Here is a 14447-nt window from a genome sequence, read left to right as displayed (position 1 = left end):
CGCCGGGTTACCGTTCGTTAAGGTTCGACTCGACGCGCCGAAGGGGTCGCAGATGGAAGCACGGATCAGGGTCGTCGTGGCCAAGCCGGGTCTCGACGGGCACGACCGGGGTGCCAAGGTGGTGGCCAGGGCCCTGCGTGACGCCGGCATGGAGGTCGTCTACACCGGGCTGCACCAGACGCCCGAGCAGATCGTGGAGACGGCCATCCAGGAGGACGCCGACGCGATCGGCCTCTCCGTACTCTCCGGCGCCCACATGACGCTCTTCCGCCGGGTGCTGGAACTGCTCGCCGAACGTGACGCAGCCGACATCGTCGTATTCGGCGGCGGCATCATTCCGGCCGACGACATCGCGGAACTCGAGAAGATCGGCGTCGCCCACATTTTCACTCCGGGCGCGACGACCGCATCCATCATCGAATGGGTACGCGCCAATGTCGCGACGCCGGTTTCCTGACGGATAATCACCGAATAACTGCGAAGAGTTAAGGGGAGAGGCCGGACGCACCCCTCACACGTCCGGCCCCTCATGCACGATGCCCCGCCGCCACCCCTCGACCGACAGGGCATCGGCCGCTTTCGTCGTCGCTCAGCGCTCCGACACCACACTCAACGACGCCTAGGGGGGTGGGTTACGGGGTGTTTTTCAGGGTCTTTTTTCAAGTACGCGGACACGGGTCGACAGGAGCAACACCGCCCGACCCCGCCTCCGGCGGCTACCGCGCCCAGGCCGTGACCACTCCCGGCCGTCGCCCGCCGCCGGCCAGGACCCGGCCCGCCCGCCAAGCGCCCCAGCCAGCCAAGATCGCGGCATCCCCAAGGAAGATCGCCACAGCCCGCGAGGGTGGGGTCGCCGCTCGTCGGGCGAGGTGGCGGGTCGCCGCGGTGGGATCGTTGCTCGCCCCGGGGCGAGGTCGCCGCGTGTCCCGGGTGAGGTCGCTGCAGGGCGCGGGCGGGTTCACCGGAGGGCGAGGGTGGCGGCGCGGAAGCCCGGAGCGGAGGTCGGCGGCAGGGGCGCTGAAGGCGGGATCGGGGTCATTCCGGCCGGGACTCCCGTCGCGGCCGAGAAAGCTGAGTCAGCTGGTCGCGGCTCGGGGCCGGGTGCGGCTGCGGCGTGTCGTGTTGCTCTTGGTGGAGGGGGCGATGGGCCGGAAGGGGCGGACGGCCTGGAGTGGCTACGGCCCGGGGTGCGGTAGCCGCCGGAGGCGGTCCAGCGCGGTGTTGCGGTTGTCTCACGCCGTCCTGCGTAGTTGAAAAGGGCGTCCGCGTAGCTCCTCGAAGAACCCTCCGCATAGCTGTATGAAAAAGAAACGCTGTGGAAGACCGCACACCCCGCCCCCGCGAGGGCGCAGCCGCTCTCCGGGTGGCTAGGCTGCGAAACGAGGCCCTCGCGCACCATCGGGGCCGACATTTTCCTCACGCTGGCGGCGACGCAACGACGCGCCGCGCACACAGGTCGGGACGCAGGTACGCGGCTTGCCGGGGCAAGCGTCGCGAGCGAAAGGAGACACGTGGACCTGTTCGAGTATCAGGGGCGCGACCTGTTCGAACGGCACGGGCTGCCCGTGCTGGGCGGCGGCGTCGCCGAGACCCCGCAGGAGGCGCGGGCGATCGCTGAGCGCCTCGGTGGCAAGGTCGTCGTCAAGGCGCAGGTCAAGGTGGGCGGCCGCGGCAAGGCCGGTGGCGTCAAGCTGGCCGACGGTGCGGACGAGGCCGAGGCCCGGGCGACCGACATCCTGGGCATGGACATCAAGGGCCACACCGTGCAGAAGGTGATGCTGGCCGAGACCGCGGACATCAAGGAGGAGTACTACTTCTCCTACCTGCTGGACCGGGCCAACCGCACCTTCCTCTGCATCGCCAGTGTCGCCGGCGGCATGGAGATCGAGACGGTCGCCGAGGAACAGCCGGACAAGGTCGCCAAGATCGCGATCGACGCGAACGAGGGTGTCACCGAGGCCAAGGCCCGCGAGATCGTCGCCGCGGCGCAGTTCCCGGCGGAGGTGTCCGAGCAGATCGTCGACATCGCGCAGAAGCTGTGGCAGGCCTTCGTGGCCGAGGACGCCACGCTGGTCGAGGTCAACCCGCTCGCCAAGGTCGGCGACGGCCGGGTGCTGCTGCTGGACGCGAAGATCACCCTGGACGAGAACGCCGGCTTCCGGCACCCCGACCACGAGGCGCTGGTGGACCAGTCCGCGGTCGACCCGCTGGAGCAGGCCGCCAAGGCCAAGAACCTCAACTACGTGAAGCTCGACGGCGAGGTCGGCATCATCGGCAACGGCGCGGGCCTGGTCATGTCGACGCTCGACGTGGTCGCGTACGCGGGCGAGGGCCACGGCGGCGTCAAGCCGGCGAACTTCCTCGACATCGGTGGCGGCGCCAGCGCGCAGGTCATGGCGAACGGCCTCGAGATCGTGCTCGGTGACCCGTCGGTGAAGTCCGTCTTCGTGAACGTCTTCGGCGGCATCACGGCGTGTGACGAGGTAGCCAACGGCATCATCCAAGCGCTCGCCCTGCTCGGTGAGCGTGGCGAGGCCGTCACCAAGCCGCTCGTGGTCCGCCTCGACGGCAACAACGCCGACGCCGGCCGGGCGATCCTGGACTCGGCGAACAACCCGCTCGTCGAGCGGGTGGACACGATGGACGGTGCGGCCGAGCGCGCCGCCGAGCTCGCGGCTGCGGGGAAGTGACGACATGGCTATCTGGCTCACCAAGGACTCCAAGGTCATCGTCCAGGGCATGACCGGCTCGGAGGGTTCGAAGCACACCCGCCGCATGCTGGCCGCGGGCACGAACGTGGTCGGCGGCGTGAACCCGCGCAAGGCCGGCACGACCGTGGACTTCGACGGCACCGCGCTTCCGGTCTTCGCCTCCGTGGGCGAGGCCATGAAGGAGACCGGCGCCGACGTGTCGGTCATCTTCGTGCCGCCGGCGTTCACCAAGGCCGCCGTGCTCGAGGCGATCGACGCCGAGATCCCGCTCGCCGTGGTCATCACCGAGGGCGTACCGGTGCAGGACTCGGCCGCGTTCTGGGCGCACAACATCGCGCAGGGCGAGAAGACCCGCATCATCGGCCCGAACTGCCCCGGCATCGCCTCCCCGGGCGCGTCGAACGCCGGCATCATCCCGGCCGACATCACCCCGGCCGGCCGCATCGGCCTGGTCTCCAAGAGCGGCACGCTGACGTACCAGCTCATGTACGAGCTGCGCGACTTCGGCTTCTCCACCTGCGTGGGCATCGGCGGTGACCCGGTCATCGGCACCACCCACATCGACGCCCTCAAGGCGTTCCAGGAGGACCCGGAGACCGACGCCATCGTCATGATCGGCGAGATCGGCGGCGACGCCGAGGAGCGCGCGGCCGACTTCATCAAGGCCAACGTGACCAAGCCGGTCGTCGGCTACATCGCGGGCTTCACCGCCCCGCCCGGCAAGACCATGGGTCACGCGGGCGCGATCATCTCGGGCTCGGCGGGCACGGCGGACGCGAAGAAGGAGGCCCTCGAGGCCGCGGGCGTCAAGGTCGGCAAGACCCCGAGCGAGACCGCGCGGCTCATGCGCGAGGTCATGAGCTGACTTTGGTACGGCCACAGACGCGCCGCCGCACGGACCTTCCGGGCCCGTACGGCGGCGCGTTCGCGGCTGTTGGGACTGTGGTCTTTTCGGCCGCGGTCGACGCCCGGCCCGGCGAGTCGTCGTTTCTGCGTCGCCGCAGGCCGTCCGGCGTGGAAAAGTAGTCGGCGATGCCGATCACTCCCGACCGTCCCGACGGTCGACCCGCCGGCTCGGAGGACCCGTTCGAGGACTCCGAGGCCGTCGACGACGCTGCTCGCGGCGCGCTCGGCCGATCGCCGGGCTCTTCGCCGGCGCCTTCACCGGGTTCTTCGCCGGTGTCTCGGCCGGGCAGCTCGTCGGGATCTCCGCCGGGCTCTTTGCCGGCCCGTTCGCCGGGCTCTTCGGCGGGGCTTCCGGGCGATGAGCTCGATGTCATCCGGGACCTGGCTCCGGCCGGAGTGCGACCGGCGGTGCCCGGCCACACGACCGTCCGGGTCGGGCCGACCGGCTCGCGTTCCGGGGCCGCGGCCGAGCCGGCGGAGCGGGAGCAGGACCGGCCGACCGTCACGGTCGACCCGCGCAACCATTCCACCGTGCGGGTGGACACCGGCAAGCACCCGACCGTCAAGCTTCCCGGCCAGCGCCGTCCCGCCGAGTCCCGCGGACGGGCGCCGCTGCCGGTGGCCGCCGCGTTCGCCACCCTGTGGGCTGCGCTGCTCTCGTACGTACCCGTCGCCGCGGTCATCGGGCTGGCTCGCACGCTCGAGGGTCAGGGCGGGCTCGGCGGAGCGGCGCATGCGGGGCTCGCCGGGTGGCTGCTCGGGCACGGCGTACCCATCGGCACCTCGATCGGCCCGCTGGGGCTGGCGCCGCTGCTGCTCACGCTGCTGGTCGGCTGGCGGCTCAACCGGGCCGGCCTGCACGTCACCCGCGCCATCGGGGCTCGGCGCAGCGGGTCGCCCCGGGCCGCCGTGCTGGTGGCGGTCACGATCGGGGTCGCGTACGGCACGCTGGGCCTGCTGGCCGCCCTCGTCGTCGACGGCCGTGGCACCGACGTCTCGCCCGGGCGGGCCGCGGTGCATCTCTTCCTCGCCGGGCTGACGTTCTCCCTGATCGGCTCGCTGCGCAGCACCGACGCCCTGGTCGTGGTCGCCCGGCGCATCCCCCAGCCGGCCCGGCACGGTCTGCGGACCGGGGTCGTGGCGGCCCTGCTGATCCTCGTCGCCGGCGCCGCGTTCGCGGGCCTGTCTGTTGCGGTCGGCGGCGGTCAGGCCGCGGACATGATCGGCGCCTACCGGACCGGGGTCGCGGGCCAGGCGGGCATCACCCTGATCAGCCTCGCGTACGGGGCGAACGGCGCCGTCTGGGCGGCCGCCTACCTGCTGGGGCCGGGTTTCCTGCTGGGCACCGACTCCGCCGTACGCCTGACCGAGCTCACCGTGGGCCCCCTGCCGACCCTGCCGCTGCTGGCGGGTCTGCCCAACGGCCCGATGGGCGCCAGCGGCGCGGCGCTGCTCGCGGTGCCGGTGCTGGCCGCCATGGCCGCGGGCTGGCTGCTGACGCGGCGGCTGATGGGTGTGCACCACGTCGTCGACGGCCACCTCCGGGACAACCGGCACCCGCTGCGTCCCGGGGATCCGGCGCCGGCCGAGCCGGCCTGGTCGCTGGTACTCGGTTCGGCGCTGCTCGCCGGGCCGGTGGCGGGCCTGGTGCTGGGTGTCCTCTCGTGGCTGTCCGGTGGGCCGCTCGGAGACGGGCGGATGGCGGAGATCGGCCCGGTGCCGTGGCACGTAGGGCTGATCGCGACGGTGGTCGTCGGCGTGTCCTGCTGTATCGGAGCGGCGGCGGGGCGGGCGTTCCGCGCGCCGGTGCACAGGTAGGGCGTTTCCGCTCGCAGTTCCGCTGGCCACTTTCCCTGTCCGCCTCCCAAGCCGCCTTCTTGTCCGCTTGCCTGGCCGCTTGCCCGGCCACGAACGGGCCCGTTTGCTGTCGCGGGCCGGCGCGGCGATAGGGTGCTCGCGTGACAGACCCCGCGCCCGCCCGCCTGGTCGTCCTCGTCTCCGGCTCCGGCAGCAACCTGCAGGCCCTCCTCGACGCCACCGCGGATCCCGCGTACGGCGCGAAGGTCGTCGCCGTCGGTGCGGACCGGGACGGCATCGCCGGCCTCGACCGTGCCGTCGCGGCGGGAGTTCCCACGTTCGTGGACTCCGTCAAGGCCTACCCGACCCGGGACGACTGGGACGCCGCCCTCGCCGCGCACGTCGCCGAGCACAAGCCGGACCTGGTCATCTCGGCCGGCTTCCTCAAGCTCGTCGGCAAGCAGTTCCTCGCCGCGTTCGGCGACCGCTACGTCAACACCCACAACGCGCTGCTGCCGGCGTTCCCGGGCATTCACGGCCCGCGCGACGCCCTGGCGTACGGGGTGAAGATCGCCGGCGCGACCCTCTTCTTCGTCGACGCCGGAGTCGACACCGGACCCATCATCGCCCAGGTCAGCGTGCCCGTGCTCGACGACGACACGGAGGAGACGCTGACCGAGCGGATCAAGGAAGCCGAGCGCCGGCAGCTCGTCGAGTACGTCGGCAGGCTGGTCCGCGACGGCTGGACCATCACGGACAGGAAGGTCACCATTCCATGAGCGCCGATGGCCGACGCCCGATCAAGCGGGCGCTGCTCAGCGTCTACGACAAGACGGGCCTCGTCGAGCTGGCCCAGGCCCTGCACGCGGCCGGGGTGCAGATTGTGTCCACCGGCTCCACCGCGTCGACCGTGGAGAACGCCGGGGTGCCGGTGACCCGGGTGGAGGAGCTGACGGGCTTCCCGGAATGCCTCGACGGCCGGGTGAAGACGCTGCACCCGCGAGTGCACGCCGGACTGCTCGCCGACCTGCGCCTGCCGGCCCACGAGCAGCAGCTCGCCGAGCTCGAGGTGCAGCCGTTCGACCTGCTGGTGAGCAACCTGTACCCGTTCACCCAGACGGTGGCCTCGGGCGCGAGCGTGGACGAGTGCGTCGAGCAGATCGACATCGGCGGCCCGGCCATGGTGCGGGCGGCGGCGAAGAACCACCCGTCGGTCGCGGTGGTGACGGCCGTGGCGGCGTACCCGTTGGTTCTGGACGCCCTGCGCGACGGCGGTTTCACGCTGACGCAGCGCAAGCTGCTCGCGGCTCGCGCTTTCGCGGACATCGCCGAGTACGACGTCGCCGTCGCCAACTGGTGCGCGACCACGCTTGCGCCGGCGGAGTGGCCGGAGTTCGCCGGTCTCGCCCTCAAGCGTGACAACGCGCTGCGGTACGGCGAGAACCCGCACCAGCAGGCGGCCCTCTACGTGGACCCGAACGCGCCCGCCGGGCTCGCGCAGGCGCAGCAGTTGCACGGCAAGGAGATGTCGTACAACAACTACGTCGACGCGGACGCCGCCTGGCGCAGCGCGAACGACTTCACCGAGCCCTGCGTCGCGATCATCAAGCACGCCAACCCGTGCGGCATCGCGATCGGCGCGGACGTCGCCGACGCGCACCGCAAGGCACACGCCTGTGACCCGGTGTCGGCGTTCGGCGGTGTGATCGCGGTCAACCGGGAAGTGACCCTGGAGCTGGCGAAGCAGCTCGACGGCATCTTCACCGAGGTCATCGTCGCGCCGTCGTTCGCCCCCGACGCGCTGGCGGTCTTCCAGGAGAAGAAGAACCTGCGCGTACTGGTCGCCCCGGCCTGGAACCCCCCGCCGGCGGAGATCAAGCAGATCGGTGGCGGTGTGCTGGTGCAGACGGCCGACCGCATCGACGCCGAGGGCGACGATCCGGCCACCTGGACCCTGGCGACCGGCGAGGCGGCGTCGCCGGAGGACCTGCGCGACCTGGCCTTCGCCTGGCGGGCCATCCGCTCGGTGAAGAGCAACGCGATCCTGCTCGCCCACGACGGCGCCACGGTCGGCGTCGGCATGGGACAGGTGAACCGCGTGGACTCGGCGCACCTCGCGGTGAACCGCGCCGGCGCCGACCGGGCCAAGGGCAGCGTGGCCGCGTCGGATGCGTTCTTCCCGTTCCCGGACGGGCTCGAGGTGCTGATCGCGGCCGGGGTGAAGGCCGTCGTGCAGCCCGGCGGATCCATCCGCGACAACCTCGTGATCGAGGCGGCGGCGAAAGCCGGCCTCACCGTCTACCTGACCGGCACGCGGCACTTCTACCACTGACGTGCAGGAGCCCGAGCTCGTCCGCAACCAGACCTTCTCCGGCAAGGACTGGGCGCTCGCCGAGGTGGAACGCGCGGTGTACCAGGACTGCGCGTTCCACGACGTCGACTGGTCGGAGGCGCGGCTGAGCGGCTGCACGTTCGCCCACTGCGAGTTCGGCAACGTCCGCTTCAACGCGGCCGAGCTGACCAGCTGCGCGATCATCCAGTCGACGCTGCGCAGATGCAACTTCTTCGACGCGACGCTGACCGACTGCAAGCTGACCGGCACGCAGTTCCTCGACTGTGGACTGCGCCCGCTGACCATCGACGGCGGGGACTGGAGCTTCGTGTCGCTGCGCGGCCAGAACCTGACCGCGGCGAAGCTGGGTGGCCTGCGCCTGCGCGAGGCGGATCTCGAGGGGGCCGACCTGACCCGGGTGGATCTCCGGGCCGCCGACCTGTCGAACGCCCGGCTGAAGGATGCGGTATTGAAGGGCGCCGATCTGCGGGGTGCCGATCTGGACGGGGTCGCGTTGCGCGAGGTGGACGTCAGGGGAGCGAAGATCGACATTGCCCAGGCGGGACACTTCGCCCGTGCGTACGGGGCGATCATCGGCTGACCGGCGGTGATCTCCCTCGAGTGGCCTACCTCGCGCGGTGAGGCCCTGCCCGGTATCGCGGCGTCAACCGACTGATACGGTCCGGAAAAACCGTCCCGCGGACTGGGAGTGAGAGCATGGGCAAGAAGGTCACCGTCGTTGGCGCCGGTTTCTACGGGTCCACGACCGCACAGCGTCTGGCCGAGTACGACATCTTCGAGACCGTGGTGCTCACCGACATCATCGAGGGCAAGCCCGAGGGGCTCGCGCTCGACCTGAACCAGTCGCGCCCGGTCGAGGGCTTCGAGACCAAGGTCGTGGGCGCCACCACCGGCCCGAACGGCGAGGGCTACGAGGCGATCGAGGGCTCGGACGTCGTCGTGATCACCGCCGGCCTGCCCCGCAAGCCCGGCATGAGCCGGATGGACCTGCTCGGCGTCAACGCCAAGATCGTCCGTCAGGTCGCCGAGAACGTCGCGAAGTACGCCCCGAACGCCGTCGTCATCGTCGTCTCGAACCCGCTCGACGAGATGACCGCGCTCGCCCAGATCGCCACCCAGTTCCCGAAGAACCGGGTCCTCGGCCAGGCGGGCATGCTCGACTCCGCGCGCTTCACGAACTTCGTCGCCGAGGAGCTCAAGGTCCCGGTCGCGAGCGTGAAGACCCTGACGCTCGGCTCGCACGGCGACACGATGGTGCCGGTGCCCTCGAAGTCCACGGTCAACGGCAAGCCGCTCACCGAGCTGCTGCCTGCCGACAAGGTCGAGGAGCTCGTCACCCGGACCCGCAACGGTGGTGCCGAGGTCGTGGCTCTGCTCAAGACCGGCTCGGCGTACTACGCGCCGTCGGCCGCTGCGGCCCGCATGGCGAAGGCGGTCGCCGAGGACTCCGGCGCGGTCATGCCGGTCTGCGCCTGGGTCGACGGCGAGTACGGCATCTCGGGCGTCTACCTGGGCGTCGAGGCCGAGATCGGCGCCGGCGGCGTCAAGCGGGTCGTCGAGACCGACCTGACCGACTCGGAGCTCGCCGGTCTCAAGGAGGCCGCCGAGGCGGTGCGTGCCAAGCAGGCGGACGTCGCCGACCTCTGATCGACCCCTCGATGAAGGCCGGGCCGTTTCGGTCCCGGCCTTCATCCTTTTTCCGTACGGCTCCACGCCGTCCCCAGATGCGACACACCCAGCACGGTGCCACGCGAGGCCGCGCGCTCCAACGCGCTCAACCGTGACCGCCGGGCCATCTCAGCATCCAGGTCGAAGACGTAGGCGAGCTCGGGCCGCACCAGCTGGACGGCGTGCACGAGAAGATCACCCGTCACCAGCAGCGACTCGTCGCCCGACTCCACCATCACCGACTGGTGTCCGGGCGTGTGGCCCGGCGTCGCGATGATGTTCACCTCGGGCGACAAACGGACGTCGCCTTCGATGACCTGGAGCCGGCCCTGCTGCCGTAACGGTGTCAGCAGCACTTCGTTCTGCCGCGGAAAGGGGTCCTCCTCCTCGGCCGCGTTGAGGGTCGCCGCCGCGGCGGCAGCGACGTAGGCGTCGACGTCCGCCTTCTGCACGATCACCCGTGCGTTGTGGAAAGGCGAGTCACTTGGCACCGCCCAGCCGATGTGATCGGTGTGCAGGTGGGTCAGGACGATGGCTGTCACGTCCTTCGCATCGATCCCCGCGCCGGCGAGCGCATCGGGTAGCCGTCCCGGCACCGGAGTCCAGTCCGCCGCCAGCGATCCGGCCGGTCCGATGCCCGCGTCGACGAACGTCACCGGACCGCTGTCACCCCGCCGGATGGCGAAGCTGCGGAAACGCAGCCACCACCGGCCGTCCGGAGCGAGCGAGCCGGGGTCCATCGCGTCGGCGGCGGCCCAGTCCTCCGGGGTCGCATCCGGGATCAAATGCTCGCGTAGATCGAAGTGCGGGCCTTCGGCATCGTCGAGTGCCATGACGGTCAAGGGCCCGATCCGGGCGGTGGCAGCGGTCATGGAGGGGACCTTATCGACGCCGGGAGGGCGGCGGCCGTTATCCACAATGCATGGTTGTCCACAGGCGGCCCGGTCCCGGCCGGCCGACTCAGGACAATCAAGCCATGCGAGAACGAGCAGGAGAATCGCCGAGTGCGCGCAGGTGGACGGCCGCCCACGTGCGGTACGGACGCCAGGCCGGAGACACCGCCTCGAGGGTGGCGTCGGCCCCGTACCTGCCGGAGATCTGGGCGGCGAGACGGGTCTCGTGTCGTGGCAGCCCATCGGGATGGTTGGCTCCGCGCAGGACGACGAGCTCGGCGGCGAACGGCCCCAGTCCCTTGACCTGAAGCACCTCGGCGACGGCTGCCTGTGAGTCCAGGGCGCGCAGGCGGGTGCCGTCGAGCAGTCCGTCGAGTGCGGCGTCGGCGACGGCATGCAGGTATTCGGTCTTCCGGCCGGGAAGGTCGAGGTCGAGCCCGCGCAGCCGGGCGGGCGCCGGGAACGCTCCGGCGTCACCGTGCCGTTCGATGAGGTCGGCGCGGAGCCGGGCTGCCAAGGGGATACGCAGGCGTTGGGACAGCACGGCCCAGGCGGCGGCCTCGTACGGGGAGTGGAAGCCGCACGGCCGCAGACCGGGCAGGGCCTGCTGTGCCGCGCGGATGATCGGGTCGCGCTCGCCGACGCCCGGCCATCCCCGCGCGTCGACGTCGAGGGAGAGGAACCGGGCGACCTGGGCGGCGGCGACGTCGAGATCTCCCGTACCGGTGACGGTGATGTGTGCCGTGCGATCGTCCTGCCGGACCGTCGCTGTCGCGGGTCTCCAGTCGTGTTCTGCCAGGAAGGTGGTCCGCAGTGTCGCAGCGGCGGTCTGGTCGCGCAGGGCGGCCGGGGGGAAGCCTTCCCAGAAGTGGCGGCTGGTGGCCAGCGACCACGGGCCGGCCACCTCGCGTGCGGTCACGTGCTCCTGCATGGCCCTGTCCTTCGCGTCACGCCTGGTCATGGATGGTGATGGCGTAGCCGTCGGGGTCGCGGAGGGTGAAGGTACGCCCGAAGGGGCCGTCGACGGGCGCGGCGACGATCGGCACACCGGCGGCGGCGAGGTCGTCGTGCAGCGCCTGAGCGTCGTCCGCGTGCAGCCACAGTGCGATGCCGGCGCCGGGCTGCGGGGTGACGGCGTCGAGGTCCACGCCGGGCAGCGGTTCGCGCACGGCGAAGGCGATGGGGGAGGTGGCGAAGACGATCGCGTGCGGCGGGCTGACCGGGGCGCGGCGGAGGCCGAGGCGAGTCTCGTAGAAGTCGGCGGCGGTGTCGAGGTCGCGCACCTGTACGGCGATGAAGTCGGGTCCGGTGACCGGCATGTCGGCTTTCCCTCTCTGGAATGTCAGGGTCCTGACATGCAAGAGAGTATGTCAGGATGCTGACATGGTGCAAGGCGTGGGTGATCTGGACCTGTCGGTGGGATACGCATTGAAGAAGGCCGCCGCGGCGCTGCGCGCGGCGATGGACGCGGGTCTGCGCCCGCTGGGGCTTTCGGTGCCGCAGTACGCGTGCCTGGAACTGCTCGGGCGGCGGCCGGGGATGTCGTCGGCCGAGTTGGCGCGAGGGGCGTTCGTCACCCGGCAGTCCATGCATGCCGTCCTGCTCGGGTTGGAGGAGCGTGGGCTGCTGGCCCGGGCCGCGGCTGCCCCTCAGGGCCGCGCCTTGCCGACCCGGCTCACCGACGCGGGGCGCGACATCCTCGCCGAGGCCAGCGGGATCGTCGCAGCCATCGAACGGCGGATGGTCGCGGGGCTGTCCGCCGACGGGCAGGAACGTCTGCTGGCCGATCTCGCCATGTGCACGGCGGCGCTCGACGAGGGCGGAGCCGCCGCTTGAGCGCATCCTCGCGTGGCGCGACCTCGCGCGGGCGCGGCGCGTCTTCGGGGGCCGCGGTATCACCCGGGCTGTGCGCTTCCTCGGCGGGTGCGACAGTCCCTGGGTGCAGGGTTGGGCGGGCGAGAAGCGGCGCGCAGGGTTGGGCGGGCGAGAAGCGGCGCGGGTATCACCCGGGCTGTGCGCCTCCTCGGCGGGTGCGACAGTCGCCGGGCGCAGCGTCAAGCAGGCGAGAAATCAGGAGTGGGCGACGCCGAGCCCGAGCAGGATCAGACTGAGGGCAGCGGCGAGGATCGCGGCAGTCGACCTGGCGGCGAGCTGCGGCGACTGCTCGCGCAGCACGTAGGCCGCGACCGGCACGACCGCCGCGGCCACCAGCCAGAGGCTGTTCATGGTGACAGCGAGCAGCAACGCCGCCATGGCCGCCGCGATCAGGATCACTCTGGTCCGGGGCGGGTTGGGACGTTCGTCACGGTGCTCGGTGCGGGCCATCGGGGGAAAGCGTAGAACCCTCGCGCCAGGCCGGGCCCGGCGGCGATCTTCAACCAACAGGCAGTACGCTCGTACTGCTAAGCATGTGTCCTGCGGAGAGGAGCGCCGGCCGATGGCGAAAATCAAGGTCAACAACCCGGTCGTGGAGCTCGACGGCGACGAGATGACCCGGATCATCTGGAAGCAGATCCGTGAGCAGTTGATCCTGCCCTACCTCGACGTCAACCTCGAGTACTACGACCTGTCGATCCAGCACCGCGACGAGACCGACGACCAGGTGACGATCGACGCGGCCAACGCCATCAAGCAGCACGGCGTCGGCGTGAAGTGCGCGACGATCACGCCCGACGAGGCCCGCGTCGACGAGTTCGGGCTGAAGAAGATGTGGCGGTCGCCGAACGGCACGATCCGCAACATTCTCGGCGGTGTCGTGTTCCGCGAGCCGATCATCATGTCGAACGTCCCCCGGCTCGTACCCGGCTGGACCAAGCCGATCATCATCGGCCGGCACGCGCACGGCGACCAGTACAAGGCGACCGACTTCGTGGCGCCCGGCGCCGGCAAGCTGACCCTGACGTTCACCCCGGCGGACGGCTCGCAGCCCATGGAGTTCCTGGTGAGCGACTTCCCGGCCGGCGGCGTCGCGATGGGCATGTACAACTACGACGAGTCGATCCGCGACTTCGCGCGCGCCTCGTTCCGCTACGGCCTCGCCCGCAACTACCCGGTCTACCTGTCGACGAAGAACACGATCCTCAAGGCGTACGACGGGCGTTTCAAGGACCTGTTCGCCGAGATCTTCGAGACCGAGTTCGCCGAGGACTTCAAGAAGGCCGGCCTCACGTACGAGCACCGCCTGATCGACGACATGGTGGCCGCCGCGATGAAGTGGGAGGGCGGCTACGTCTGGGCCTGCAAGAACTACGACGGCGACGTGCAGTCCGACACGGTGGCGCAGGGCTTCGGCTCGCTCGGCCTGATGACCTCCGTGCTGATGACCCCGGACGGCAAGACCGTCGAGGCCGAGGCGGCGCACGGCACGGTCACCCGGCACTACCGCCAGTGGCAGAAGGGCGAGAAGACCTCGACCAACCCGATCGCCTCGATCTTCGCCTGGACCGGCGGCCTCAAGCATCGCGGTGTGCTCGACGGGACGCCGGCTGTCACCGAGTTCGCGGAGACGCTGGAGAAGGTCTGCGTCGAGACGGTCGAGGGCGGCCAGATGACCAAGGACCTGGCCCTGCTCATCAGCCGGGACGCGCCGTGGCTCACCACCGACGAGTTCATGAACGCTCTGGACGAGAACCTGGCCCGCAAGCTGGCCTGATGCTGTGACGAACGAGGCCCGCCGGCCGTTGCCGGCGGGCCTTCGTGCGCCCGGGGGCGGGCGCCGGTTTCCGCAAAACCGACCGGTCACACAAATGTGATGTTTAGGATGCGTAACCAGGGGGTACGCGGCTCGTTTCCCCTAGCAGAACGGATGACGGTCGCGTCGCACGAGGAGTCGCCCGCCGGTCCGGCAGCCTTGTCCCGGGCGCCGATCGGTTTCCTCGAGCGGGGTGCGGCCTGTAGGCGGAACGCCTGCCGTCCCTTCCCTGCGGGGGGCCTTGTCCCGGGCCCCCCGCCCCCTAAGCTGCCTCACGCCCCCGGTCCGGCTGCGGTGGGCAAACCTCACTGCGGTGGGCGAACCTCAAGGGCATCGCCGGGGAGAAGGGCCTGGAGTACCGCGCCCCGCGAAAGTCTGTGTCGAGGACTCGCGCAAGCCGGCGGTGGCGGCCGTCGATGACGTGAGTC

At 70.8% G+C, this 14447-nt stretch carries 14 protein-coding genes; 10 read left to right on the top strand and 4 right to left on the bottom strand.

Annotation, left to right across the window (positions count from 1 at the left end):
• Nucleotides 1-52: 52 nt before the first annotated feature.
• From AB0J80_RS12585 to mdh, 8 genes are all read left to right on the top strand, one after another.
• Nucleotides 53-457: a cobalamin B12-binding domain-containing protein gene (locus tag AB0J80_RS12585; protein ID WP_364704064.1), complete on the top strand. Its 405-nt coding sequence runs from the start codon at nt 53-55 to the stop codon at nt 455-457.
• A 1054-nt stretch (nt 458-1511) separates the two neighbouring features.
• Nucleotides 1512-2690: an ADP-forming succinate--CoA ligase subunit beta gene (gene sucC / locus AB0J80_RS12580; RefSeq protein WP_364704061.1), complete on the top strand. Its 1179-nt coding sequence runs from the start codon at nt 1512-1514 to the stop codon at nt 2688-2690.
• A 4-nt stretch (nt 2691-2694) separates the two neighbouring features.
• Nucleotides 2695-3576 carry a succinate--CoA ligase subunit alpha gene (gene sucD, locus AB0J80_RS12575; protein WP_364704059.1) on the top strand — a complete coding sequence of 294 codons (882 nt, stop codon included), beginning with the start codon at nt 2695-2697 and terminating at the stop codon, nt 3574-3576.
• Between the two features lie 449 nt (nt 3577-4025).
• A complete protein-coding gene (locus AB0J80_RS12570; RefSeq protein ID WP_364704056.1) occupies nt 4026-5435 on the top strand; it encodes a DUF6350 family protein in 1410 nt (469 codons plus the stop codon).
• A 140-nt stretch (nt 5436-5575) separates the two neighbouring features.
• Nucleotides 5576-6193, top strand: a complete 618-nt coding sequence (gene purN / locus AB0J80_RS12565; protein WP_364704053.1) for a phosphoribosylglycinamide formyltransferase — start codon at nt 5576-5578, stop codon at nt 6191-6193.
• Entirely contained in the window at nt 6190-7746 is a 1557-nt protein-coding gene (gene purH, locus AB0J80_RS12560; RefSeq protein WP_364704050.1) for a bifunctional phosphoribosylaminoimidazolecarboxamide formyltransferase/IMP cyclohydrolase, read from the top strand. The genes purN and purH overlap by 4 nt, the downstream gene beginning before the upstream one ends.
• A 1-nt stretch (nt 7747) precedes the next feature.
• The gene (locus AB0J80_RS12555; RefSeq protein WP_364704048.1) at nt 7748-8347 is read left to right on the top strand and encodes a pentapeptide repeat-containing protein; all 600 of its coding nucleotides are present in this window, start codon (nt 7748-7750) and stop codon (nt 8345-8347) included.
• 116 nt (nt 8348-8463) lie between these two features.
• Nucleotides 8464-9414, top strand: a complete 951-nt coding sequence (gene mdh, locus AB0J80_RS12550) for a malate dehydrogenase (RefSeq protein ID WP_364704045.1) — start codon at nt 8464-8466, stop codon at nt 9412-9414.
• A 41-nt stretch (nt 9415-9455) separates the two neighbouring features.
• Here the strand turns inward: mdh and AB0J80_RS12545 are convergent, their stop codons facing one another.
• The 3 genes from AB0J80_RS12545 to AB0J80_RS12535 all read right to left on the bottom strand — a co-directional run bounded on the left by AB0J80_RS12545 (nt 9456) and on the right by AB0J80_RS12535 (nt 11647).
• Entirely contained in the window at nt 9456-10307 is an 852-nt protein-coding gene (locus AB0J80_RS12545; protein WP_364704043.1) for an MBL fold metallo-hydrolase, read from the bottom strand.
• Nucleotides 10308-10404: 97 nt separating this feature from the next.
• On the bottom strand, nt 10405-11259 hold the full coding sequence (locus tag AB0J80_RS12540) for a hypothetical protein (RefSeq protein WP_364704040.1): 855 nt from the start codon (nt 11257-11259) through the stop codon (nt 10405-10407).
• Nucleotides 11260-11275: 16 nt separating this feature from the next.
• On the bottom strand, nt 11276-11647 hold the full coding sequence (locus AB0J80_RS12535) for a VOC family protein (RefSeq protein WP_364704038.1): 372 nt from the start codon (nt 11645-11647) through the stop codon (nt 11276-11278).
• 76 nt (nt 11648-11723) lie between these two features.
• On the opposite strand from AB0J80_RS12535, the gene AB0J80_RS12530 reads away from it, so the two are divergent.
• A complete protein-coding gene (locus AB0J80_RS12530) occupies nt 11724-12164 on the top strand; it encodes a MarR family winged helix-turn-helix transcriptional regulator (RefSeq protein ID WP_364704035.1) in 441 nt (146 codons plus the stop codon).
• 234 nt (nt 12165-12398) lie between these two features.
• On the opposite strand, the gene AB0J80_RS12525 is transcribed toward AB0J80_RS12530, so the two are convergent.
• Nucleotides 12399-12653, bottom strand: a complete 255-nt coding sequence (locus AB0J80_RS12525) for a hypothetical protein (RefSeq protein ID WP_364704032.1) — start codon at nt 12651-12653, stop codon at nt 12399-12401.
• A gap of 112 nt (nt 12654-12765) precedes the next feature.
• On the opposite strand from AB0J80_RS12525, the gene AB0J80_RS12520 reads away from it, so the two are divergent.
• Nucleotides 12766-13980 (top strand): NADP-dependent isocitrate dehydrogenase, encoded by a 1215-nt coding sequence (locus AB0J80_RS12520; RefSeq protein ID WP_364704029.1) that lies wholly within the window; start codon nt 12766-12768, stop codon nt 13978-13980.
• Nucleotides 13981-14447 lie beyond the last annotated feature (467 nt).

This window comes from Actinoplanes sp. NPDC049548 (assembly GCF_040676695.1).
Classification (GTDB): Bacteria; Actinomycetota; Actinomycetes; order Mycobacteriales; family Micromonosporaceae; genus Actinoplanes.
This window is presented reverse-complemented; position numbering and strand designations above follow the sequence as displayed.